Raw genomic sequence first — 21,762 nt, forward strand, 5'->3', positions numbered from 1 at the left:
AGAGTTTCATATATGAAACAAAAGCCTGGAGGATCGTGATGAGCTGGATAGGCGTATGTGACGCAGAACAAGTACAGGAAGATTTCCCTTTTAGCGGCAACGTCGACGGTAAAGAGATCGGCGTTTACCTGATCGACGGTGAATATTACGCGCTGGAGGACGTATGCCCGCACGCCTATGCCCTGCTGAGTCAGGGCTTCGTGGAAGACGGCAAGGTGGAATGCCCGCTGCACGAGGCGGTGTTCGACGTCAAAACTGGCCAGTGCCTGCACGGCCCCGGTGGTCGCAACCTCAACCGCTACCCGGTTCGGGTCTTTGAAAATCAAATCCAGATTACCTTCGTCGAGGAGACCGTGGCATGAGCGACACCCTGAACTACAACCCGGCGTTGCCGGAAAGCCGCCAGTTTACCCCGCCGGCAGAGGGCGGTAATGGCGCCATTCATAAGCCGGGTGATTACACCAACCTGATCTGGCAGACCCGCAGCCGCGAGCCGGAAAGCTGGGAAGTGAAGCTGATTGCGACGCTGGAAGATCTCTTCGAGCAGGGCGTTGAAACCTTGCCGGAGCTGGTAAGCGGGCTGAACGCGGTGCGTATGCACGACCAGCAGGGCGAGCCGTGGAGCGACGCCAGTTTCCAGGCATTCTTACAGGTTAACGGCTACTGAGGGCAACGTGATGACGACGACCGTACAACATTATCTGGATAAAGGTCTGCGCGGCCTCTGGTATCCGGTGCTGGCGAGCTGGGAAGTGCAGTCTGCGCCGGTGGGCATCACCCGCCTGGGCGAGCAGATTGTGGTCTGGCGCAATAAAGATGGCCAGGTGCAGGCGCTGGAGGACCGCTGCCCGCACCGCGGCGCGCGCCTGTCGATGGGCTGGAACCTCGGGGACCGCATTGCCTGCTGGTATCACGGCGTAGAGGTGGCGGGCAACGGCGAGGTGAAAGACGTGCCCGCCGTGGATAAATGTCCGCTGGTCGGCCAGCAGTGCGTGCGCAGCTATAACGTGCAGGAGGCGCACGGCGCTATCTTCCTGTGGTTTGGCGTCACCGCGGACCAGCAGCCGGACGAACTGACCTTCCCGGATGAACTCGCCGACACGGAAAACTTCAGCAACTTCCTCTGCACCGCCGCGTGGAAATGCAATTACCAGTACGCGCTGGAAAACGTGATGGACCCGATGCACGGCACCTATCTGCACTCCTCGTCGCACTCGATGGCGGAAGGGGATCGCAAGGCCGACATGGTGCTCCAGCCGACCAAAACCGGTTTTATTTTCGAGAAGAAAGGGCAGAGCGGCGTCAATTTTGACTGGGTGGAGCTGGGCAACAGCGGCACCTGCTGGATGCGCCTCTCCATTCCGTACAAGAAGCGCTTCGGACCGGGCGGCCACTTCTTTATCGTCGGCATGGTGGTGCCGGAAGATAACGACAACTGCCGCGTCTTCTTCTGGCGCATCCGCCGCGTGCAGGGCTGGCAGCGCGATATGTGGCGCTTCATGTACCGCAACCGTCTGGAAAAACTGCACTGGGAAGTGCTGGAGCAGGACCGCGTGGTGCTGGAGAGCCTGGCGCCAAACGCGCGCGATCATGAATACCTGTATCAGCATGACGTTGGCCTCTCGCGCCTGCGCCGCATGATGCAAAAGGCCGCCAAAGAGCAGTTGGCGATGCGTGAAGCACAGCAGGGAGCCGCCTGATGAATGGGCTGCTGAGCGGCAAGCGCATCGTGGTGACCGGCGCCGCGCGCGGGCTGGGCTACCACTTTGCCCAGGCCTGCGCGGAGCAGGGCGCGGCGGTGGTGATGTGCGACATCCTCAAAGGCGAGCTGGCCGAGAGTGCCCACCGGCTGCGCGAGCAGGGCTATGCGATCGAATCGCACGTTATCGATCTGGCCGATCAGCACTCTATCGACCAGGTGTTCAGCGCCATTGGCGAGCAAGGGCAGATTGACGGCCTGGTGAACAACGCGGCGATGGCGACGGGCGTGGGCGGCAAAAACATGCTTGATTACGATCCGGATCTCTGGGATCGGGTGATGAGCGTCAACGTCAAAGGCACCTGGCTGGTGACGCGCGCCGCCGTGCCGCTGCTGCGCGAAGGGGCAGGCATTGTGAACGTGGCGTCCGACACCGCGCTGTGGGGCGCGCCGCGCCTGATGGCCTACGTTGCCAGCAAGGGGGCCGTGATTGCCATGACCCGTTCAATGGCGCGCGAACTGGGGGAAAAACGTATCCGGATCAACGCCATCGCACCGGGGCTAACCCGCGTCGAGGCGACGGAATATGTCCCCGCCGAACGGCATCAGCTCTACGAAAACGGACGCGCGTTAACCGGCGCGCAGCAGCCGGAAGATGTCACCGGCAGCGTGGTCTGGCTGCTTAGCGATCTGTCGAGGTTTATCACCGGACAGCTGATCCCGGTCAACGGCGGTTTTGTCTTTAACTAAGGTAGGGCGATGATGGCAAACGATCAGGAAGTGAAGTATCTGGTGCCGGGGCTGGAGCGCGGTTTACAGCTGCTGTTGGCCTTTGGTGAGCAGCATAGCGATCTGACCTTTGCCGAACTGCACCGGCTGGTGGATATGCCGAAGGCCACCGCCTATCGCGTGGTACAGACGCTGGAGTACATGGGATTTCTGGAGCGTAACACGCGCACCAATACCTTTTCGCTGGGCATGAACGTGCTGCGTCTTGGCTTTGAGTACATCGCCTCGTTGGACGTGGCGCAGGTCGGCCAGCCGGTGATCGAGCAACTGCGCGACGTGAGCCAGTGCAGTAGCCATCTGGCGATCCGCGACGGGCGCGACATTATCTACATCGCCCGCGTCAGCGCCGCCGGGTCGCGCATCAACCAGGTCAGCATTGGTACCCGCCTGCCGGTGCACTGCACCTCGCTGGGCCGCATGCTGTTGACCGATATTTCCCGCGCTGATTTCGAACAGCTGTTCCCGCATGAGCGTCTGCCGGGCAACACGCCGGGGCAGCTTCACGACCGTGAAGCCCTGTGGCAGATGGTGCAGCAGGACAAAGCCCGCGGGTATGTCATCGGCGAATCCTTCTTCCGCCACGGCATCTCTTCCATCGTCTACCCGGTGTATGACCGAAGCGGCCGCGTGGCGGCGGTGGTCAGCATTCTGGTGCCGTCGGAGGAGATCCCGCAGAGCGACCGCGAGCGCCTGCAAAACGAGGTTCGCCTCGCGGCGGATAAAATTTCTGGCTTCTTAGGGTATTTGTCACAGGCCAGTTAAATCAGTGAGTTAACGTCAGGCGCTTGACTGCGTCGGGCATGTTTTACGCCCAATCTGGGCCAGATGAGGCAACGAACGATGAGTGTAACCGGAATTGAAAAGCTGGAATTTGGTGTGGAAGACCTGACGCACTGCGCCAAATTTATGCGTGATTTTGGCCTGACGGGCGATGCCAGCGGCCAGCGTTTCACCACCCTGAGCGGCGCGCGCGTGGAGCTTAACCCGATCGACAGCCCCGACCTGCCGCCCGCGTTTGAAGCGGGCAACACCCTGCGCCGCATGACCTGGGCGGTTGCCAGCCAGTCTGATCTGGACGCGCTGCGCCCGAAGCTGGCGCAACAGCCAGGTTTTCGTGAAGTGGGCGACGCGCTGGAGTGCCTGGACCCGAACGGCATGACGCTGCGCGTGCAGGTGACCCAGCAAACTGACGTGGAGCTGAACGTCGAGCCGATTAACCAGTGGGGCGATGCCCGCCGTATCGACACCCCCAGCCCGGTTTACGATCGCGCCCAGCCGATCAACGTGGGGCATGTGGTGTTCTTCGTGGAAGAGCTGGCGGCAGTGGAGAAATTCTACCGCGAGGTGCTCGGCTTCCAGGTCTCGGACCGCTATATCAACCGCGCCGTGTTCCTGCGCTGCGGCGTGCGCGGCGGCCATCACAACCTGTTCCTGCTGCAACTGCCGAACCGCAAGCGCGGCCTCAACCACGTGGCCTTCACCGTGCGCGACATCCACGAGGTGATCGGCGGCGGTATCGCGATGAATAAACATGACTGGAGCACCTTTATCGGGCCGGGCCGTCATCCGGTGTCGTCGGCGTACTTCTGGTACGTCAACAGCCCGACCGGCGGGGCGTTTGAGTATTACACCAACGATGATTATCTGACGGAAAACTGGCAGCCGCGTGAGCTGGAGCATTCGCTGGTCTCCTTTACCGAGTGGGCGGTGGAAGGCGGGATTGACCACGACACGCGCCGTCAGCAGAAAAAGCCGGAGGCGGTATGACATCGCGCATTGTCATTATCGGCGGCGGTCAGGCGGGCGGCTGGGCGGCGAAAACCCTGCGCGATGAGGGTTTCGACGGCGAGATTTGCGTGGTAGCGGAAGAAGAATGGGATTTCTACGAGCGCCCGCCGCTGTCGAAAGCGTCTTTGCTGGAGCCGAACGCGGCGCTCCCAAGGCTGTTTACCGACGAGGTGCAGCAGGCGCTGAACCTGGCCTGGTACCGGCCGCTGCGCGCTGAATCTGTCGATCGCGATGAGAAAAAAGTTGTTCTTAGCAACGGCGAGCGGCTTAGTTACAACATCCTTTTAATCGCTACCGGCGGTCGGGCGCGCCTGCCTTCGCAGGCGTGGGCCAGCCATCCGCAGGTCTATACCCTGCGCCACTGGCAGGACGCGCAGCGCCTGAAAAGTCGTCTGGCGGAAAGTAAAAAACTGGCGATCGTCGGCGGCGGCTGGATCGGACTGGAGATTGCTGCCTCGGCGCGGAAAAGCGGCGTGGCGGTCACCCTGTTCGAGCAGCAGCCCGCGCTGTGCATGCGCTCGGTGAGCGGCGAGGTGTCGCAGCGCCTGGAGGCCATCCACCGCGAGCAGGGGGTGGAGATCCGTACCGGCTGCGGTGCGCTGGAGCTGGAGGACGACGGCGGCCTGCCGGTCATCCACTGCGACGGCCAGCGTGAAACCTTTGATGCGGTCGTGGTTGGGATCGGCGTCGATCTCAATCTGGAGCTGGCGCGCGATGCGGGGCTGAAAACCGGGCGCGGGATCGTGGTGGATGCCCAGGGACGCACCTCGGATCCATTCATCTTTGCCGCAGGAGATGTCGCCCAGCACCATCACTACGGCTTGTGCATCCAGTCCTGGGCCTTCGCCCAGAATCAGGCGGTGGCGACGGCGAAAGCGATGCTCAACCCGGATGCGCCAGGCTACGACGACGCGCCGTGGCTGTGGTCGGATCAATACCAGCACAATATTCAGATCCTCGGTATTCCGCAGCCAGGCAGCAGAACGGTCGTGCGTAAAGAGGCGCTGTACTTCTCGCTGGACGACAACGGGAGGCTGACGCAGCTGGTGGCGTTCGACGATGCGCGTACCGTCAAGCTGGCGAAGCGCTGGATGGCGGCGGGGCGGGATCTGTCCGACGTGCCGCTCGCCGACCCGACCTTTTCACTGATGTCACTGCGATAGCTAACCCGCACCCGTAGGGGGAGAGATGACCACACTCGAGACTAACACCGCACCGGTTGAGGCGAGCGGTGAGGGGACCCGCACGCCCGAAAAAGCGGTGCGCTGGGCCATCCCGCTGTCGCTGCTGGCCTGCGTGCTGCTGGCGTTTTTCGACAAAATCAGCATCGCGGCGCTCTTTTCGGATACCCATTTCCAGCAGGCGATGGGCATTGATTTCGACACCACGCGTCTCGGCATTTTGATGAGCGCTTTCCTGCTGAGCTATGGCTTCTCATCGGTGTTTTTAAGCGGTTTAGGCGACAAAATCGCGCCGCTGCGCCTGCTCACCGGGATGATGGCGGTGTGGTGCGTGCTGATGGTGGCGATGGGCTTTACCCATAACTACACGCTGATGATCGTCCTGCGTATTCTGCTGGGCGTGGCGGAAGGACCGCTGTTCCCGCTGGCCTTCGCCATCGTACGTCACAACTTCCCGCAGCATTTACAGGCACGCGCCACCATGCTGTGGCTGCTGGGGACCCCGGTGGGCGCGGCGATTGGTTTCCCGCTTTCCCTCTGGCTGCTGAACACCTTTGGCTGGCAGAGCACTTTCTTTGTGATGGCCATGCTTACCGTGCCGGTGCTTATCTTTGTGCGCATTGGTCTGCGCGGGATCCGCCTGGAGGCAAAACCCGGCACCTCGCAGGCGTCCCGGGACGAGCGGCGCGCGGCGCGGCGTGAGCTGTTCGTCAGCCCGCACTTCTGGATCATCTGCATCTTTAACATCGCTTTCCTGACCTATCTGTGGGGCATCAACGGCTGGCTGCCGGGCTACCTGATCAAAGGCAAAGGCATTCATCTGGAGCACGCGGGCTGGCTGTCGTCGATGCCGTTCATCGCCATGCTGGCAGGGGAAGTGATTGGCGCGTGGCTCTCGGACAGGGTCGATAAGCGCGCGGCGGCATGCTTTATCTCCATGGCGGGGGCGGCCGTCGGGCTGGCGGCGGTGATGCACCTTGATACCCCGCTGGCCGTCATCGCGGCGATGAGCTTCAGCACCTTTATGTGGGGCACCGGCGCACCCAACATTTTCGCCCTGCTGGCGAAGGCCACCCATCCCCGGGTGAGCGCCACGGCGGGCGGTATCTTCAACGGGCTGGGAAACTTTGCGGGCGCGCTGTCGCCGGCGGTGATGGGTGCGCTTATCGCCTTCACCCACAGCATGGATTCCGGGCTGATTTTTCTGGCGGTGATGGCGGCGGTGGGCTGCGTCCTGTTACTGCCGCTGCTGAGACGTTACTGAGGAGAGTGTCATGACTGATTCAACCGTAACCAACACAACAGGCATCAAACCTGACCACCTGACGATGGAAGAGTGGGTCGAGTCGCGCATCGCGCGCTTCGAAGGGCGTAAATACGACTGGAACGCGCTGAAGTTCCAGGCCGATTTTGACCCGAAATACCGCCGGGCGCAGATGCGCTACATCGGCACCGGCGCAACGGGCGTCGCGAACGACACCAACACCGTGCAGGCGGACCATTTTACCTTCTCCACCATGGTGCTGCCGTCGAAGTGCGAAGGACCGCTGCACCTGCACGACGACGTGGAAGAGGTGTTCTTCATGCTCAAGGGGCAGATCACGCTGATGATCCAGGACGGCGACAACTACACCGAAACCGTGCTGCGTGAGCGTGATCTGATCTCCGTTCCGCCGGGTATCTATCGCGGGCTGTTTAACCACGGCGAAGAAGAAGCGCTGATGTGCGTCATGCTGGGGACCAACAAGCCGGAAATCCCAACCTATCCGTCCGACCATCCGCTTTCCAAAGTGAAGCGGAACTAAGGGGGGCATGATGACGGGTTTTCGTGAACAGGGAAGCGGCATACCGCTGGTGCTGCTGCACGGGATCAGCTCCGGCGCCGCCTCCTGGCACAAGCAGATGGCGCTGAACGGTTTTCGCGTACTGGCGTGGGACATGCCCGGTTACGGCGAAAGCCCGATGCTGGCCGTAGCGCGGGCGAACGCGGGGGATTACGCCGACGCGCTGGCGGCCATGCTGGATCGCGCCGGTGTCTGGCAGACAGTGCTGGTCGGCCATTCCCTGGGGGCGCTGGTGGCCAGCGCCTTTGCCGCGAAGTTCCCTGAGCGCGTCATCCATCTGGTGCTGGCCGACGCCGCGCAGGGGTACGGCAATGCCGCGCCGGAGCAGCGGGAGCAGGTCTGGCGCAACCGCGAGCAGCAGATGGCGCTGGGGGGCGACATCCTCGCCCAGACCCGCGCCGCGAAGCTGCTGCGCCCCGGCGCGCGCGCGGAAGATATCGCCACCGTCGCGGCGGGCATGCGGGCGCTGCGCCCGGAAGGCTACCTCGCTGCCGCATGGATGCTGGCACATGACGACATTCACGGCTGGCTTAAACGCTACTCCGGCACGTTTGAAGTCTGGTGCGGCGAGCAGGATGCCATCACCCAGCCGGAACTTGTTCAGGGTCTGGCGCTGCGCTACGGCATGCCGTTTATCGCCATTCCGCAGGCCGGGCACGCCAGCTATCTCGATAACGACGCGTTTTTCAACCAACAGCTTTTACGCATTAACGAAGAGGTGCGCGATGAATGCACAAATTGACGGGCGCGTAGCGGTCGTTACCGGCGGTTCTTCCGGCATTGGCTTTGAAACGCTGCGCCTGCTGCTGGGTGAAGGGGCGAAAGTCGCCTTCTGCGGCCGTGACCCGGACCGGCTCGCCAGCGCCCATGCGACGCTGCAAAACGAATTTCCCCACGGGGAGATTTTTGCTTACCGCTGCGACGTGCTGAACGCCGACGAAGTTCAGGCCTTCGCGGATGCGGTGCAGGCGCGTTTTGGCGCGGCGGATATGCTGATCAACAACGCCGGGCAGGGCTACGTGGCGCACTTCCATGACACCCCGCGCGAGGCGTGGCTGCACGAAGCCGAACTCAAACTGTTCGGGGTGATTAACCCGGTGCAGGCGTTTCAGCCTCTGCTGGAGCAGTCCGACATTGCCTCTGTTACCTGCGTGAACTCCCTGCTGGCGCTACAGCCGGAGGAGCACATGATCGCCACCTCCGCCGCTCGTGCCGCGCTGCTGAACATGACGCTGACACTGTCGAAAGAGCTGGTGGGCAAAGGTATTCGCGTCAATTCCATTCTGCTCGGCATGGTGGAATCCGGCCAGTGGCAGCGCCGCTTTGAAAACCGGGCGGACAAAAGCCAGAGCTGGCCGGAATGGACGGCGGATATCGCGCGCAAGCGCGGCATTCCGATGGCGCGCCTCGGCAAGCCGCAGGAGCCCGCGCAGGCGCTGCTGTTCCTCGCTTCGCCGCTGGCCTCGTTTACCACCGGCGCGGCGCTGGACGTTTCCGGCGGCTTCTGCCGCCATCTGTAAGGACACATCATGAAAAAGGTAATGTTGATTGGTTTTGGCGCCATGGCGCAGGCGGTGATTGAGCGCCTGCCCGCCGGCGTGGCTATCGGCTGGATCGTGGCGCGCGCGTCTCACCATGCCGCCATTCACGACCAGTTTGGCAATGCGGTCGAGGCGCTGACGTCGCCGATGGCGTGCGCACAAACGCCGGATCTGGTGCTGGAATGCGCCAGCCAGCAGGCGGTGGCCCAGTACGGGGAAGAGATCCTGCGTCGCGGCTGGCATCTGGCCGTCATTTCCACCGGCGCGCTGGCGGACAGCGCGCTGGAGCAGCGTCTGCTCGCTGCGGGCGGAAAACTGACCCTGCTTTCCGGTGCGGTGGCCGGTATCGACGGGCTGGCGGCGGCGAAAGAGGGCGGCCTTGAGCGCGTTACCTATCAGTCGCGCAAAAGCCCGGCCAGCTGGCGCGGCAGCTATGCCGAGCAGCTTATCGATCTGAATGCGGTGTCAGAGGCAAAGGTTTTCTTCGAGGGCAGCGCCCGCGAGGCGGCGCGCCTGTTCCCGGCGAACGCCAACGTGGCGGCGACCGTGGCGCTCGGCGGCGTCGGGATGGACGACACCCGCGTGCAGCTGATGGTTGACCCGGCAACGAAACGTAACACCCACACGCTCCACGTGGAAGGATTGTTCGGCGAGTTTCATCTGGAGCTGAGCGGACTGCCGCTGGCTTCTAATCCTAAAACCTCCACCCTGGCGGCACTGAGCGCGGTGCGCGCCTGCCGCGAGCTGGCCCTGAGCTGAGGAGAGACGATGGACGATCTGAAGATTTTTATCGGCGGCCAGTGGCGACACGGCGGCGGCAACCCGATGCAGAGCCACTTCCCGGCAGACGGGTCGATCAACGCGACGCTGAACGCCGCCAGTCTGGATGACCTGGAGGAGGCGGTAGACGCCGGAGAGCGCGCCTGGCGCGATCCCGCATGGCGTAACAGCCTGCCGCATATGCGCGCGAAGATCCTGTATAAGGTTGCCGATCTCATTGAATCCCGCGTCGACGCGCTGGCGCAGATGCAGAGCCGTGATAACGGCAAGCCGCTGGCGGAAGCGCGCGGGCTGGTGATGAGCGCGGCGGGAACGGCGCGCTACTTTGCCGCCGCCTGCGAGCTGCTGGAAGGGGAACTGCCCACGCCGCGCCAGCCGGATCTGCTGACGCTGAGCCGCTATGAGCCGCTCGGCGTGGTGGCGGCCATCACGCCGTGGAACTCGCCGATTGCCAGCGAAATGCAGAAGGTCGCACCGGCGATTGCCGCCGGGAACGCGGTGATCCTCAAGCCCGCTGAAGCCACGCCGCTGATGGCGCTGGAGCTGGCGCGGATTTTTGAACAGGCCGGGCTGCCCGCCGGGCTGCTGAGCGTGTTGCCGGGCAAAGGCTCGGTGATTGGCGATGCGCTGGCGCGTCATCCTCGCGTGCGCAAAATTTCCTTTACCGGCGGTACCACCACGGGCCGTCATCTGGCGCACGTGGCGGCGGAAAAACTGATCCCGGCCTCGCTGGAGCTGGGCGGCAAATCGCCGACCATCGTGCTGGAGGATGCTGATATCGAACAGGCCGCGCGCGGGATCTGCTATGGCATTTTCAGCTCGGCGGGGCAGGCGTGTATCGCCGGGTCGCGGCTGTTTATCCACGAGAGCATTTACGCCCCGCTGATGGCGGGGCTGCTGGAATTAACTCGCGGGCTGCGCGTCGGACACCCGTTTACCGACGGCGTGCATGTCGGACCGCTGATCGGCGAAAAACATCGCCAGAGCGTGATCGAGTACGTCGAACTGGCGAAGCGTGAAGGGGGCCGCGTGCTGTGCGGCGGTGAGATACCCGCCGATCCCGCTCTGGCAAACGGCAGCTTTTTCCTGCCCACGATTATCGAAGGGCTGAGCAACAGCGCCCGCGCCTGTCAGGAAGAGATCTTCGGCCCGGTGCTGGTGGCGATGCCGTTTGGCGATGAAGCCACGCTTATCCGCGAGGCGAACGACTCGGTTTACGGCCTGGCGGCGGGGATCTGGACGCGCGATACCGGACGCGCCCTGCGTCTCAGCGAGCAGCTGGAGGCAGGCACGGTGTGGATCAACACCTACAAGGTTTTTGCGATTTCGACCCCGTTCGGGGGCTTTAAAGAGAGCGGTCTGGGCCGCGAGAAGGGTATTCAGGGGCTGAAAGCCTGGATGCAACAAAAGAGCATTTATCTGGCGACGGGTAACAGCGTCAACCACTGGTGCGACTGAGAAAGGGTGAGCAATGAGCGAAATGATAACCGTCGGCGACGCCATCGCCAGAACGCTGGAGCAGTATCAGGTTGAGGCCATCTACGGCGTCATCTCCATTCACAACCTGCCGATCGCGGATGCGGTTGGGCAGCGGGGCCATATCCGCTTTGTGCCTGCGCGCGGTGAAGCCGGTTCCGTCACCATGGCCGATGCCCACGGGCGCTTTTCCGGTCTCGGCGTGGCGCTGACCAGCACCGGCGCGGGGGCCGGGAACGCGGTAGGCGCGCTGGTGGAAGCCATGAATGCCTGCACGCCGCTGCTGCATTTAACCGGGCAGGTAGAGAAAGCCTGGCTGGACGCCGACACCGGGTTTATCCATGAAACCCGTGACCAGCTGACCTTCCTGAAGGCCAGCTCAAAACGGGCGTACCGCATCAGCAATGCGAATCAGGCGATAGCGATTCTGCATAAAGCTATCCAGGACGCGCAGACCCCGCCGTGCGGACCGGTCTCGGTGGAAATCCCGATTGATATTCAGGGCGCCAAAATTCCGCTGTCGCTGGTGACTAAACCGGTTAAACCGGCATCGGTTCCAGCCGTGGATACCGAAATGGTTGACGCGCTGTGGGCGCAGCTCAAACAGGCGAAACAGCCGCTGCTGTGGCTGGGGGGCGGGGCGCTGGGCAGCGCAGACGCGGTTAAAACGCTGGCGGATGCGGGCATCACCGTGATTTCCAGCACCCATGCGCGCGGCGTGCTGCCGGACAGCCACCGCGCCAGCCTTCGCGCGTTCCACAACTCGCCGTCGGTTGAGGCGCTGATCGCGCAGTGCGATTTTACGCTGGTCGCCGGTTCACGCCTGCGCAGCAACGAAACCCGTTCCTGGACGCTTGAGCTGCCTTCCCCGCGGGTGCAGATCGATATCGACCCGGCGGCGGCAAGCCGTAACTACCTGATGGATAGCACGTTGATAGCCGATTGTTCAGCGGTGCTTGGCGCGCTGGCTGAAAAAGTGCAGGGCCGCGAGTGGGGCAGTCCCCAGTGGGATATGCAGGTGCAGCAGGCGGTCGGGCAAGCCGAACAGGGGCTGCGCGAGCAGTGCGGCGCCTATGCGAAGCTTAACGACGCCATAGCAAAAGCCCTGCCGACAGACGGCCTGCTGGTGCGCGATATCACCGTGTCCGGCAGCCTGTGGGGTAGCCGCCTGTTCAGGGCTAACGGTCCGATGATGAACATTCACTCCCTCGCCGGGGCGATTGGTATGGGGCTGCCGATGGCCATCGGCACCGCGATTGCCAACCCGCAGCGCAAGGTGGTGGGGCTGGTGGGCGACGGCGGCCTGAGCCTCAATTTAGGCGAGCTGGCGACGCTGGCGCAGGAGAAAGCTAACGTGACGCTGCTTGTCATGAACGACGGGGGCTACGGCGTAATGCGTGGTATTCAGGATAAATATTTTGGCGGGCGTCAGTACTATAACGAACTGCATACGCCGGACTTTACCCTGCTGGCGCAGGCGATTGGCCTTCAGGCGTGGAGCGTTGAGCGGGCAGAGGATTTTGATGCGGTGATGACGGAGGCGCTGGCGATGCCGGGGCCGTCGGTAGTGGAAGTGCGGATGGGGCAGATTGGCGCCCTTAAGTTTGCGGGGCCGCCGCAGAAGACGCTTTACTAGCTGTTTCCCCCTCATCCTAACCCTCTTCCACAGGGAGAAAACGGTAGGCCGGGTAAGGCGAAGCCGCCACCCGGCTTTTTTCATCAGAACACGTTAAACGGGTATTCCACGTAAGCGCGGATCTCGTCCCCGCCCACGTTGTACTCGCTGGCGTTGCTGGAGACGCGCAGTACGGAGTAGCGCAGCTTCAGCTTCAGATCTTTCGCCGGGCCATCCTGCACCTGGTACTGGATCTGGTTAAACCACTCGTGCTCTTTGCCATTGCTGGTTTCAGAGGTTTTGATGTTATCGCCGCGCACGTAGGCGGTGGTCCAGCTCAGGCCCGGTAAACCAAGGCCGCCAAAGTCCAGACCGTAGGATGCCTGCCAGGAACGTTCATCTTCGCCGTTGAAATCAGACCAGTAGGAGTTCGCCAGCCAGATGGTGTTACCGCCGTCACCCACGCCGCCTTTGTCGCGATAGCCGCCGTAGTTGTAGCCGGTACTGCCGCTGCTCTGCTGGTACGCCACTTTGAACGTGTGAATGTCCCAGATATAGCTCGCTGCCAGGCTCCAGATGGTGTTGCTGAGGCCCGTGTTGAGGCTGTCCGCGTAATGCTGGTCGAGACGGGAGTTATAGCCGTTGAAGTCGAGCACCAGCTGCTGCCCGGTACTGAAAGGCTGTTTGAAGTTCATGCCCAGGTACTGCTTGTTCATCACCTCTTCGTTATGAGAGGCGTACAGCGCGCCGCTGAACTGGTCGTTAAACTGATAGCTCGCACCGCCGAAGGAGAGGCTCTTCAGTCCGCTGTCGTGGCGGTCATCGCTTTTACGCTGCTCGTCGGTGAAGTAACCGGCGTTGACTTCCAGACCGTCGATCTCTTTCGAGGTCAGCAGGGTGCCGGTGTAGCTTTCAAACAGCAGGCGGGAGCTGTCGGATGTAATGATTGGCAGTTCAGGACGCTGGTTCCCGTAGCTCAGCACGGTATTGGAGATGCGCATTTTGGCCGTCGCGCCAAACTTTGCCAGATCGGATTTTGCCCGGCCGTCGTCTTCCTGCTTAAAGAAGTCGATGCCGCCCGCGCCGCTCTTGCCGCGGCCACCGTCCAGACGCACGCCATACTGCGCGATACCGTCCACGCCGAAGCCCACCAGCCCTTCGGTATAGCCGGATGCAAACGTGGCGATGATCCCCTGACCCCATTCGGCTTTGTCCTGCTGGCCCTGATGGTAGTCGCGGCTGATATACGCATTGCGTAAAAACAGATCCAGATGGCTGTCGTCAATAAAACCCTTGCTGTCGGATTGCTGGCTTGCGGCGGCAGGTAATGCGGCAAATAAACTTAAAGCAATTAATGATAATTCTTTTTTCACGGAGGGAACGTCTCTGTCTGGATATATTAATTTGAATAACTGCGGAAGAGATAATTACCGGAAAAAGTAACCTTTGCAATAATTATGTGACCAGACATTTCAGAGTGGCAGGGTAGATTTGGCGGGGCTTTCAGGGGTGTTATCGATACGTGCTTTTAAGTTAACAATTCATGCGAAATAAAAAGGAGGCAAAACTGCCTCCTTCTGAAATTATTTAATTCCGTCTGCCGCCATACGGTCGCGAATATGCTGCGCACGCTCTTCCGAAGCCGGGTGATCGTCAAACATGGAGCTTTGACGGCCCTCCTCCAGTTTCGCCAGTTTTTCGAAGCTGGTAGCTAAACCCGATGGATTGATGCCGCGTTTGCGCAACAGATCGTAAGAGTAGTCATCCGCTTCCGACTCCTGACGCTGGGAGAACTGCGAGTTCACCAGTTTTTCGCCCACGTCGCCCAGCTGCGACTGGGACAGGCTGCCGACGATGCCGCCCGCAGAGGCCGCCGCTGCGCGCACGGCATTGGTGCCCAGCGCAACCTGCATCCCTTTCTTCACGTGACCCAGTGCAACGTGACCCATTTCATGGCCGATCACCGCTTCCACTTCGTTGTCGGTCATCATGTCCATCAGGCCGCTGTAAACGCGGATACAGCCGTTCGCCATCGCAAAGGCGTTGACGTCTTTCGCCATATACACCTTGTAGTTCACCGGCTGACCGTTAATGTTGTCGCCCAGCGCGGAAGCAATCTTGTTCAGACGCTGCGTGTAGGTGCTGTTTGCCGGGGCAAGCGTAGCTTTTCCATCCATATCCTTACAGGCCTCGTCGCTCAACGCTTTCACCTGCGCATCGCTCAATGAGTAGGCCTGAAAAGCTTCTGCGCCTGAGGTCATCAGGCCGTTAGAATCCATATTCTGACAGCCGCTTAGCAGGAGCGTTGTTCCCACAGCCAGCCCGATTGCACGCATTTTCATGATGTTGCTTCCGTACTCGTTAATCTGAATTAATTCCGAAAAATGCACCGTCAACGAAGCCGGTGTCGGGCTAAGTATAAGGAATATCGACAGAGGCGGGCGAGCAGATTGCGCAACATGCGAGCATGATCCAGAGATTTCTTAAGCTGCAAAAGAATGGTCCATGTACATGCCCTGCGGCTTGGGTTACATTGTTGGCACTTTTTTCCGGCGTAGCCCAAAACGCGCTGTCGTCAAGGGCATGGCCTTTAACAGTCCGATCTGGAGTTAAAATGTCCTCACGTAAAGAGCTTGCTAATGCTATTCGTGCGCTGAGCATGGACGCAGTACAGAAAGCCAAATCCGGCCACCCGGGCGCCCCTATGGGCATGGCTGACATCGCCGAAGTCCTGTGGCGTGATTTCCTTAACCACAACCCGCAGAACCCGGCATGGGCAGACCGCGACCGTTTCGTGCTGTCTAACGGCCACGGCTCTATGCTGATCTACAGCCTGCTGCACCTCACTGGCTACGATCTGCCAATCGAAGAGCTGAAAAACTTCCGTCAGCTGCACTCCAAAACTCCAGGTCACCCGGAAGTGGGCTACACCGCTGGCGTTGAAACCACTACCGGTCCGCTAGGTCAGGGCATCGCTAACGCCGTAGGGATGGCGATTGCAGAGAAGACCCTGGCGGCGCAGTTTAACCGTCCTGGCCACGACATCGTTGACCACTTCACCTACGCCTTCCTGGGCGACGGCTGCATGATGGAAGGCATTTCTCACGAAGTGTGCTCCCTGGCAGGCACCCTGAAGCTGGGTAAACTGGTTGCGTTCTACGACGACAACGGCATCTCCATCGACGGTCATGTTGAAGGCTGGTTCACTGACGACACCGCCGCACGTTTCGAAGCTTACGGCTGGCACGTTGTGCGCGGCGTTGATGGCCACGATGCTGACTCGATTAAACGTGCCGTAGAAGAAGCGCGCGCCGTGACCGACAAACCGTCCCTGCTGATGTGCAAAACCATCATCGGCTTCGGTTCTCCGAACAAAGCGGGCACTCACGACTCCCACGGCGCACCGCTGGGCGACGCGGAAATTGCACTGACCCGTGAAGCGCTTGGCTGGAAACACCCTGCCTTCGAAATCCCGTCTGAAATCTACGCTCAGTGGGATGCGAAAGAAGTGGGCCAGGCGAAAGAAGCGGCCTGGAACGAGAAGTTCGCGGCATACGCGAAAGCCTTCCCTCAGGAAGCGGCTGAATTCACCCGTCGTATGAAAGGCGACATGCCGTCTGACTTCGACGCGAAAGCGAACGAGTTCATCGCGAAGTTGCAGGCGAACCCAGCCAAGATCGCCAGCCGTAAAGCATCTCAGAATGCGATCGAAGCGTTTGGCCCTCTGCTTCCAGAATTCCTCGGCGGTTCCGCTGACCTGGCGCCATCAAACCTGACCCTGTGGTCCGGATCTAAGCCAATCAACGAAGATACTGCCGGTAACTACATCCATTACGGTGTACGTGAATTCGGGATGACCGCGATTGCCAACGGTATCGCTCTGCACGGTGGTTTCCTGCCGTACACCTCTACCTTCCTGATGTTTGTGGAATATGCACGTAACGCCGTGCGTATGGCTGCGCTGATGAAACAGCGTCAGGTGATGGTCTACACCCACGACTCCATCGGTCTGGGCGAAGACGGTCCTACCCACCAGCCAGTAGAGCAGGTGGCTTCTCTGCGCGTGACCCCGAACATGAGCACATGGCGTCCATGTGACCAGGTTGAATCTGCGGTGGCGTGGAAATACGGCGTTGAGCGTCATGATGGCCCGACCGCACTGATCCTCTCCCGTCAGAACCTGGCGCAGCAGGAGCGTACCCCAGAGCAGCTGGCAAACATCGCGCGCGGTGGTTACGTGCTGAAAGATTGCGCAGGCCAGCCTGAGCTGATCTTCATCGCGACCGGTTCTGAAGTTGAACTGGCCGTTGCCGCATGGGAAAAACTGACTGCTGAAGGCGTGAAAGCGCGCGTAGTCTCCATGCCGTCTACCGATGCGTTCGACAAGCAGGATGCCGCGTACCGCGAATCCGTACTGCCTAAAGCGGTCTCCGCTCGCGTGGCGGTGGAGGCGGGTATTGCTGACTACTGGTACAAATACGTGGGCCTGAACGGTGCTATCGTCGGTATGACCACGTTTGGAGAGTCTGCGCCGGCTGAACAGCTGTTTGAAGAGTTTGGCTTCACCGTTGAGAACGTTGTCGCTAAGGCGAAAGAACTGCTGTAACTCTCCCAGTGAGGCAAAACGGGTCGCTAAGGCGGCCCGTTTTTATTTCGATGGTATTTTTTTTGTGTTAACAACATATATTTGGTGATTCCCGTCACAAATGCGTAAAGTCATAATATGTGTAATTTGCAATGGATATCACATATATAGACTTGCTTTTTTATTTCTTGTTTTTAACGATATGTTTTCATTCGTTTTATTAAAATGCGTTCTGACACGCTCGCCATTTTCTCCCCGTTTGATTTCATTTTACCGCAGGCGTATTTTGTTTTTAGCGATACGTTGTACCCTAAAAATAAAATAAGGATGATATATGCGGTTAATTGATTATTTCCCTGAATCCTCAATATCAATAAAATCCGCAGCAAAGGACTGGCAGGAAGCCATTGATTTGTCCATGTCGTCTTTGCTGCAAAATCATTATATTAACGCTGGTTATATTGAAGCAATTAAAACCTCGACGCTCACTAATGGTCCTTATTACATTCTCGCTCCGGGTGTAGCGATGCCTCATGCCCGTCCGGAGTGCGGTGCCTTAAAAACAGGTATGTCATTAACGCTTCTTAAACAGGAAGTGCAGTTTGCCGACGACGATGAGCCCGTGAAATTACTCATTGGTTTATCGGCGGCGGATGCGGATTCACATATCGGCGCTATCCAGGCATTAAGCGAATTATTATGTGAAGAAGATAAACTGTCGGCGTTGTTAACCGCTAAGTCAGAAAAGCAGTTGGCGGATATTATCGCTCGCGCATAATTATTCTCTCCTTTACAGGACATTATTATGGAACACAAGTCTGCTCGTGCAAAGGTCCAGGCTTTTGGGGGCTTTTTGACTGCAATGGTCATCCCGAATATTGGCGCTTTTATTGCCTGGGGATTTATTACCGCATTATTTATTCCAACCGGCTGGATGCCAAATGAGCATTTTGCCAAAATTGTCGGTCCGATGATCACCTATTTATTGCCGGTGATGATTGGCTCTACCGGTGGACACCTGGTTGGCGGCAAACGTGGGGCGGTGATGGGGGGGATCGGCACTATCGGCGTGATTATCGGCGCGGATATTCCTATGTTCCTCGGCTCAATGATCATGGGGCCACTTGGCGGTCTGGTGATTAAGCACATCGATCGGCTGCTGGATAAACGCATTCCCGCTGGTTTTGAGATGGTCATCAACAACTTCTCGCTGGGTATTGCGGGCATGCTCCTCTGCCTGCTGGGATTTGAAGTGATCGGCCCTGCGGTGTTAATTGCCAATAACTTTATCAAAGAATGTATTGAAGCACTGGTGCATGCGGGCTATTTGCCGCTGCTGTCGCTGATTAACGAACCGGCAAAAATCCTGTTTTTAAATAACGCTATCGATCAGGGTGTTTATTATCCGCTGGGAATGCAGCAGGCTTCCGAAACGGGTAAATCCATCTTCTTTATGGTGGCCTCCAACCCCGGGCCGGGATTAGGTCTGCTGCTGGCTTTTACTTTTTTTGGCAAAGGGATGGCAAAGAAATCAGCCCCTGGCGCGATGATTATTCACTTCCTGGGCGGCATTCATGAGCTCTATTTCCCTTACGTACTGATGAAACCGCTGACGCTGATTGCGATGATTGCTGGCGGCATGAGCGGAACGTGGATATTTAATATGTTGGGCGGTGGTCTGGTAGCTGGCCCAAGTCCGGGTTCGATTTTCGCCTATCTCGCGTTAACACCTAAGGGTGCTTTTCTCGCAACGATTGCTGGCGTAACGGCAGGCACGCTGGTCACCTTTGCAGTCGCCTCTTTTATCCTGAATATGAATAAAAATAGCGAAGCTGAAACGGAAGATACTTTCAATGATTCTGCCAACGCCGTAAAAGCCATGAAGCAGGAAGGCAAGTTTTCTTACCAGGATATTAAGCATATCGCTTTTGTCTGCGATGCCGGAATGGGCTCCAGCGCTATGGGCGCGACGACATTCCGCAAGCGTCTGGAAAAGGCCGGGCGAGATATCGACGTAAAACATTACGCCATCGAAAATGTGCCTGACGATGCGGACATTATTGTTACCCATGCCAGCCTGGAGGGGCGTGCTAAACGGGTCAGTGACAAACCGTTAGTGCTGATAAAAAACTATCTCGGCGATCCGCAGCTTGACGATCTCTTTAAGCATTTAACGGCGAATTAATCTATCTGGTTTCTGGAGTCATTATGAAAACGAAAGTGGCTGCCATTTATGGCAAGCAGGATGTTCGTATCCGTGAATTTGAACTGCCCGAAATAAGCGACAATGAACTGCTGGTGAGCGTAATTTCTGACAGCGTTTGTTTATCAACCTGGAAGGCAGCGAAATTAGGCAGTGAACATAAACGTGTGCCGGACGATCTGGAAAATCATCCGGTCATCACCGGACATGAATGCGCCGGGGTGATTGTTGAGGTCGGGAAAAATCTGACCGAAAAATATAAAAAAGGTCAGCGCTTTGTTTTACAACCGGCAATGGGATTACCGACCGGTTATTCTGCTGGCTACAGCTATGAATATTTTGGCGGCAATGCGACGTATATGATTATTCCAGAAGTTGCGATTAATCTGGGCTGCGTTTTACCTTATCACGGCTCCTATTTTGCGGCGGCTTCGCTGGCGGAACCCATGTGCTGCATTATCGGCGCGTATAACGCCAATTATCATACGACGCAATATGTCTATGAGCACCGGATGGGTGTGAAACCGGGAGGTAATATTGCGCTTCTGGCCTGCGCCGGGCCGATGGGAATTGGCGCTATTGATTATGCGATTAACGGCGGGATTCAGCCGTCGCGCGTTGTGGTGGTGGATATCGATGAGGCTCGTCTTGCGCAGGCGGAAAAACTCCTGCCGGTTGAGCTGGCGGCACAAAAGGGTATTGAGCTTATCTATGTCAATACCTCCGAACTGGAGAACCCTGCCGCTACGTTACGCGCATTAACTGACAATGCAGGCTTTGACGACGTGTTTGTCTATGCCGCGGTTCCGGCGGTCATTGAACTGGCAGACGATCTTCTCGCCGAGGACGGGTGCCTGAATTTCTTCGCCGGACCAACGGACAGCAATTTCAAGGTGCCGTTTAATTTTTACAACGTCCATTACAACAGTACCCACGTGGTGGGCACCTCCGGCGGCTCGACGGAGGACATGAAAGAGGCGATTGCGCTGAGTGCGACGGGCCAGCTCCAGCCGTCGTTTATGGTGACCCACATCGGCGGCCTTGATGCGGTGCCGCATACGGTACTCAATCTTCCGGACATTTCTGGAGGCAAGAAGCTTATCTATAACGGTGTCACCATGCCGTTAACGGCCATTGCCGATTTTGCCGAAAAGGGCAAAACCGATCCGCTTTTCCGGGAGCTGGCAAGGCTTGTGGAAGAGACGCACGGCATCTGGAATGAAAAAGCAGAGCGCTATCTGCTGGCGCAGTTTGGTGTGGATATTGGGGAGGCGGCGGCATGATGTCTCTGGCATGGCCGCTCTTTCGCGTTACGGAACAGGCGGCGTTGGCCGCCTGGCCGCAAACCGGGTGCGGCGATAAAAACCGAATCGACGGGCTGGCGGTAACCGCCATGCGCGAGGCGCTAAACGCGATAGCGATGCGCGGGCGTATCGTTATCGGCGAAGGTGAGATCGACCATGCGCCAATGCTGTGGATTGGCGAGGAGGTCGGAAGCGGCATCGGCCCGGCGGTGGATATTGCCGTCGATCCCATCGAGGGCACCCGCATGGTGGCGATGGGGCAAAGCAATGCGCTGGCTGTGATGGCGTTTGCGCCTGAGGGCCGCCTGTTTCATGCCCCTGATATGTACATGAAAAAACTGGTGGTTAACGCAGCGGCAGCCGGGGCAATCAGCCTCGATCTCCCGCTGGCAGAAAACCTTCGCAACGTTGCCCGGGCGCTGGGCAAGCCGCTGGAGCATCTGCGGATGGTGACGCTGGACAAACCGCGCCTGCAAAATGCAATTGCCGAGGCGACGCAACTGGGCGTGAAAGTGTTTGCGCTGCCCGATGGCGACGTCGCCGCCAGCGTTCTGACCTGCTTACAGGATAATCCCTATGATCTGATGTACACCACAGGCGGCGCGCCGGAAGGGGTGATCTCCGCCTGCGCGGTGAAAGCGCTGGGTGGCGATATGCAGGCGGAGCTGATCGATTTTTGTGAAGCGAAAGGGGAGAGTCCTGAGAACCGTAGGGTCGCCGTGCAGGAGCACCGTCGCTGTGCGGAGATGAAGGTGGAAGTCAATCGTATCTATACCCTTAGCGAACTGGTAAAGGGCAATGACATTCTGTTCAGCGCGACGGGCGTGACGGGCGGCGAACTGGTTAAAGGTATTCAACAGGTTGCGAAGGGTGTGCGCACGCAAACTTTACTGATCGGCGGCGCAGATCGAACGTGTAATATAATAGACTCTCTGCATTCACGGTGATTTATCGAGA

General features: G+C 59.0%; 21 protein-coding genes. 19 read left to right on the forward strand and 2 right to left on the reverse strand.

The window, feature by feature from the left end:
- Window positions 1-38 precede the first annotated feature (38 nt).
- The 14 genes from SK54_RS05840 to SK54_RS05905 all read left to right on the forward strand — a co-directional run bounded on the left by SK54_RS05840 (window position 39) and on the right by SK54_RS05905 (window position 12,734).
- Window positions 39-362: a Rieske (2Fe-2S) protein gene (locus tag SK54_RS05840; protein ID WP_003860044.1), complete on the forward strand. Its 324-nt coding sequence runs from the start codon at window positions 39-41 to the stop codon at window positions 360-362.
- Window positions 359-667 (forward strand): recombinase-like helix-turn-helix domain-containing protein, encoded by a 309-nt coding sequence (locus tag SK54_RS05845; RefSeq protein ID WP_017382919.1) that lies wholly within the window; start codon window positions 359-361, stop codon window positions 665-667. The genes SK54_RS05840 and SK54_RS05845 overlap by 4 nt, the downstream gene beginning before the upstream one ends.
- Window positions 668-677: 10 nt before the next feature.
- Window positions 678-1,700 carry an aromatic ring-hydroxylating oxygenase subunit alpha gene (locus tag SK54_RS05850; RefSeq protein WP_017692695.1) on the forward strand — a complete coding sequence of 341 codons (1,023 nt, stop codon included), beginning with the start codon at window positions 678-680 and terminating at the stop codon, window positions 1,698-1,700.
- A complete protein-coding gene (locus SK54_RS05855) occupies window positions 1,700-2,449 on the forward strand; it encodes an SDR family oxidoreductase (protein WP_017382918.1) in 750 nt (249 codons plus the stop codon). Before SK54_RS05850 ends, SK54_RS05855 begins: the two co-directional genes overlap by 1 nt.
- Window positions 2,450-2,461: 12 nt before the next feature.
- The gene (locus SK54_RS05860; protein ID WP_048247935.1) at window positions 2,462-3,250 is read left to right on the forward strand and encodes an IclR family transcriptional regulator; all 789 of its coding nucleotides are present in this window, start codon (window positions 2,462-2,464) and stop codon (window positions 3,248-3,250) included.
- A gap of 78 nt (window positions 3,251-3,328) precedes the next feature.
- Window positions 3,329-4,255, forward strand: a complete 927-nt coding sequence (locus SK54_RS05865) for a VOC family protein (RefSeq protein WP_015571827.1) — start codon at window positions 3,329-3,331, stop codon at window positions 4,253-4,255.
- Window positions 4,252-5,439 carry an NAD(P)/FAD-dependent oxidoreductase gene (locus tag SK54_RS05870; protein WP_015571826.1) on the forward strand — a complete coding sequence of 396 codons (1,188 nt, stop codon included), beginning with the start codon at window positions 4,252-4,254 and terminating at the stop codon, window positions 5,437-5,439. Before SK54_RS05865 ends, SK54_RS05870 begins: the two co-directional genes overlap by 4 nt.
- A 25-nt stretch (window positions 5,440-5,464) precedes the next feature.
- Complete coding sequence (locus SK54_RS05875) at window positions 5,465-6,721, forward strand: MFS transporter (RefSeq protein WP_015571825.1); 1,257 nt, start codon at window positions 5,465-5,467, stop codon at window positions 6,719-6,721.
- Between the two features lie 10 nt (window positions 6,722-6,731).
- Window positions 6,732-7,262 carry a cupin domain-containing protein gene (locus tag SK54_RS05880; RefSeq protein WP_015571824.1) on the forward strand — a complete coding sequence of 177 codons (531 nt, stop codon included), beginning with the start codon at window positions 6,732-6,734 and terminating at the stop codon, window positions 7,260-7,262.
- A 10-nt stretch (window positions 7,263-7,272) separates the two neighbouring features.
- Window positions 7,273-8,043 carry an alpha/beta fold hydrolase gene (locus tag SK54_RS05885; RefSeq protein ID WP_047719208.1) on the forward strand — a complete coding sequence of 257 codons (771 nt, stop codon included), beginning with the start codon at window positions 7,273-7,275 and terminating at the stop codon, window positions 8,041-8,043.
- Window positions 8,027-8,821: an SDR family oxidoreductase gene (locus SK54_RS05890; RefSeq protein ID WP_015571822.1), complete on the forward strand. Its 795-nt coding sequence runs from the start codon at window positions 8,027-8,029 to the stop codon at window positions 8,819-8,821. The genes SK54_RS05885 and SK54_RS05890 overlap by 17 nt, the downstream gene beginning before the upstream one ends.
- 9 nt (window positions 8,822-8,830) lie before the next feature.
- Window positions 8,831-9,601, forward strand: coding sequence for an aspartate dehydrogenase (locus SK54_RS05895; protein WP_015571821.1), 771 nt, complete (start codon window positions 8,831-8,833; stop codon window positions 9,599-9,601).
- A gap of 9 nt (window positions 9,602-9,610) precedes the next feature.
- A complete protein-coding gene (locus SK54_RS05900) occupies window positions 9,611-11,080 on the forward strand; it encodes an aldehyde dehydrogenase (protein ID WP_015571820.1) in 1,470 nt (489 codons plus the stop codon).
- Window positions 11,081-11,093: 13 nt separating this feature from the next.
- Entirely contained in the window at window positions 11,094-12,734 is a 1,641-nt protein-coding gene (locus SK54_RS05905; RefSeq protein WP_015571819.1) for a thiamine pyrophosphate-binding protein, read from the forward strand.
- 83 nt (window positions 12,735-12,817) lie between these two features.
- Here the strand turns inward: SK54_RS05905 and SK54_RS05910 are convergent, their stop codons facing one another.
- Both SK54_RS05910 and SK54_RS05915 read right to left on the reverse strand, forming a co-directional pair.
- The gene (locus SK54_RS05910; protein WP_045343966.1) at window positions 12,818-14,086 is read right to left on the reverse strand and encodes an OprD family outer membrane porin; all 1,269 of its coding nucleotides are present in this window, start codon (window positions 14,084-14,086) and stop codon (window positions 12,818-12,820) included.
- A gap of 210 nt (window positions 14,087-14,296) precedes the next feature.
- Window positions 14,297-15,055, reverse strand: a complete 759-nt coding sequence (locus tag SK54_RS05915; protein ID WP_017382909.1) for a metalloprotease LoiP — start codon at window positions 15,053-15,055, stop codon at window positions 14,297-14,299.
- 272 nt (window positions 15,056-15,327) lie between these two features.
- Between SK54_RS05915 and tkt the strand changes: the two genes are divergently transcribed.
- The 5 genes from tkt (at window position 15,328) to glpX (ending at window position 21,752) form a co-directional block, all read left to right on the forward strand.
- Entirely contained in the window at window positions 15,328-17,319 is a 1,992-nt protein-coding gene (gene tkt / locus SK54_RS05920) for a transketolase (RefSeq protein WP_015571818.1), read from the forward strand.
- Between the two features lie 313 nt (window positions 17,320-17,632).
- Window positions 17,633-18,076 (forward strand): PTS mannitol transporter subunit IIA, encoded by a 444-nt coding sequence (gene cmtB, locus SK54_RS05925; RefSeq protein WP_023295399.1) that lies wholly within the window; start codon window positions 17,633-17,635, stop codon window positions 18,074-18,076.
- A 27-nt stretch (window positions 18,077-18,103) separates the two neighbouring features.
- Window positions 18,104-19,483 carry a PTS mannitol transporter subunit IICB gene (locus SK54_RS05930; protein WP_048246890.1) on the forward strand — a complete coding sequence of 460 codons (1,380 nt, stop codon included), beginning with the start codon at window positions 18,104-18,106 and terminating at the stop codon, window positions 19,481-19,483.
- Window positions 19,484-19,506: 23 nt separating this feature from the next.
- The gene (locus SK54_RS05935; protein WP_015571813.1) at window positions 19,507-20,784 is read left to right on the forward strand and encodes a zinc-binding dehydrogenase; all 1,278 of its coding nucleotides are present in this window, start codon (window positions 19,507-19,509) and stop codon (window positions 20,782-20,784) included.
- Window positions 20,781-21,752: a class II fructose-bisphosphatase gene (gene glpX, locus SK54_RS05940; RefSeq protein WP_023295396.1), complete on the forward strand. Its 972-nt coding sequence runs from the start codon at window positions 20,781-20,783 to the stop codon at window positions 21,750-21,752. The genes SK54_RS05935 and glpX overlap by 4 nt, the downstream gene beginning before the upstream one ends.
- The last annotated feature ends 10 nt before the right edge of the window (window positions 21,753-21,762 follow it).

It is taken from the genome of Enterobacter sp. MGH120, from assembly GCF_001037725.1.
In the GTDB taxonomy this organism is placed as follows: Bacteria; Pseudomonadota; Gammaproteobacteria; order Enterobacterales; family Enterobacteriaceae; genus Enterobacter; species Enterobacter hormaechei_C.

Bases quoted from the DNA above. Each gene is read 5' to 3' on its own strand.
- SK54_RS05870 (WP_015571826.1), top strand. From the start codon at position 4,252: ATGACATCGCGCATTGTCATTATCGGCGGCGGTCAGGCGGGCGGCTGG.
- tkt (WP_015571818.1), top strand. From the start codon at position 15,328: ATGTCCTCACGTAAAGAGCTTGCTAATGCTATTCGTGCGCTGAGCATG.
- SK54_RS05875 (WP_015571825.1), top strand. From the start codon at position 5,465: ATGACCACACTCGAGACTAACACCGCACCGGTTGAGGCGAGCGGTGAG.
- SK54_RS05880 (WP_015571824.1), top strand. From the start codon at position 6,732: ATGACTGATTCAACCGTAACCAACACAACAGGCATCAAACCTGACCAC.
- glpX (WP_023295396.1), top strand. From the start codon at position 20,781: ATGATGTCTCTGGCATGGCCGCTCTTTCGCGTTACGGAACAGGCGGCG.
- SK54_RS05905 (WP_015571819.1), top strand. From the start codon at position 11,094: ATGAGCGAAATGATAACCGTCGGCGACGCCATCGCCAGAACGCTGGAG.
- SK54_RS05915 (WP_017382909.1), bottom strand. From the start codon at position 15,055: ATGAAAATGCGTGCAATCGGGCTGGCTGTGGGAACAACGCTCCTGCTA.
- SK54_RS05855 (WP_017382918.1), top strand. From the start codon at position 1,700: ATGAATGGGCTGCTGAGCGGCAAGCGCATCGTGGTGACCGGCGCCGCG.
- cmtB (WP_023295399.1), top strand. From the start codon at position 17,633: ATGCGGTTAATTGATTATTTCCCTGAATCCTCAATATCAATAAAATCC.
- SK54_RS05890 (WP_015571822.1), top strand. From the start codon at position 8,027: ATGAATGCACAAATTGACGGGCGCGTAGCGGTCGTTACCGGCGGTTCT.
- SK54_RS05860 (WP_048247935.1), top strand. From the start codon at position 2,462: ATGGCAAACGATCAGGAAGTGAAGTATCTGGTGCCGGGGCTGGAGCGC.
- SK54_RS05930 (WP_048246890.1), top strand. From the start codon at position 18,104: ATGGAACACAAGTCTGCTCGTGCAAAGGTCCAGGCTTTTGGGGGCTTT.
- SK54_RS05900 (WP_015571820.1), top strand. From the start codon at position 9,611: ATGGACGATCTGAAGATTTTTATCGGCGGCCAGTGGCGACACGGCGGC.
- SK54_RS05850 (WP_017692695.1), top strand. From the start codon at position 678: ATGACGACGACCGTACAACATTATCTGGATAAAGGTCTGCGCGGCCTC.
- SK54_RS05865 (WP_015571827.1), top strand. From the start codon at position 3,329: ATGAGTGTAACCGGAATTGAAAAGCTGGAATTTGGTGTGGAAGACCTG.
- SK54_RS05895 (WP_015571821.1), top strand. From the start codon at position 8,831: ATGAAAAAGGTAATGTTGATTGGTTTTGGCGCCATGGCGCAGGCGGTG.
- SK54_RS05845 (WP_017382919.1), top strand. From the start codon at position 359: ATGAGCGACACCCTGAACTACAACCCGGCGTTGCCGGAAAGCCGCCAG.
- SK54_RS05885 (WP_047719208.1), top strand. From the start codon at position 7,273: ATGACGGGTTTTCGTGAACAGGGAAGCGGCATACCGCTGGTGCTGCTG.
- SK54_RS05935 (WP_015571813.1), top strand. From the start codon at position 19,507: ATGAAAACGAAAGTGGCTGCCATTTATGGCAAGCAGGATGTTCGTATC.
- SK54_RS05840 (WP_003860044.1), top strand. From the start codon at position 39: ATGAGCTGGATAGGCGTATGTGACGCAGAACAAGTACAGGAAGATTTC.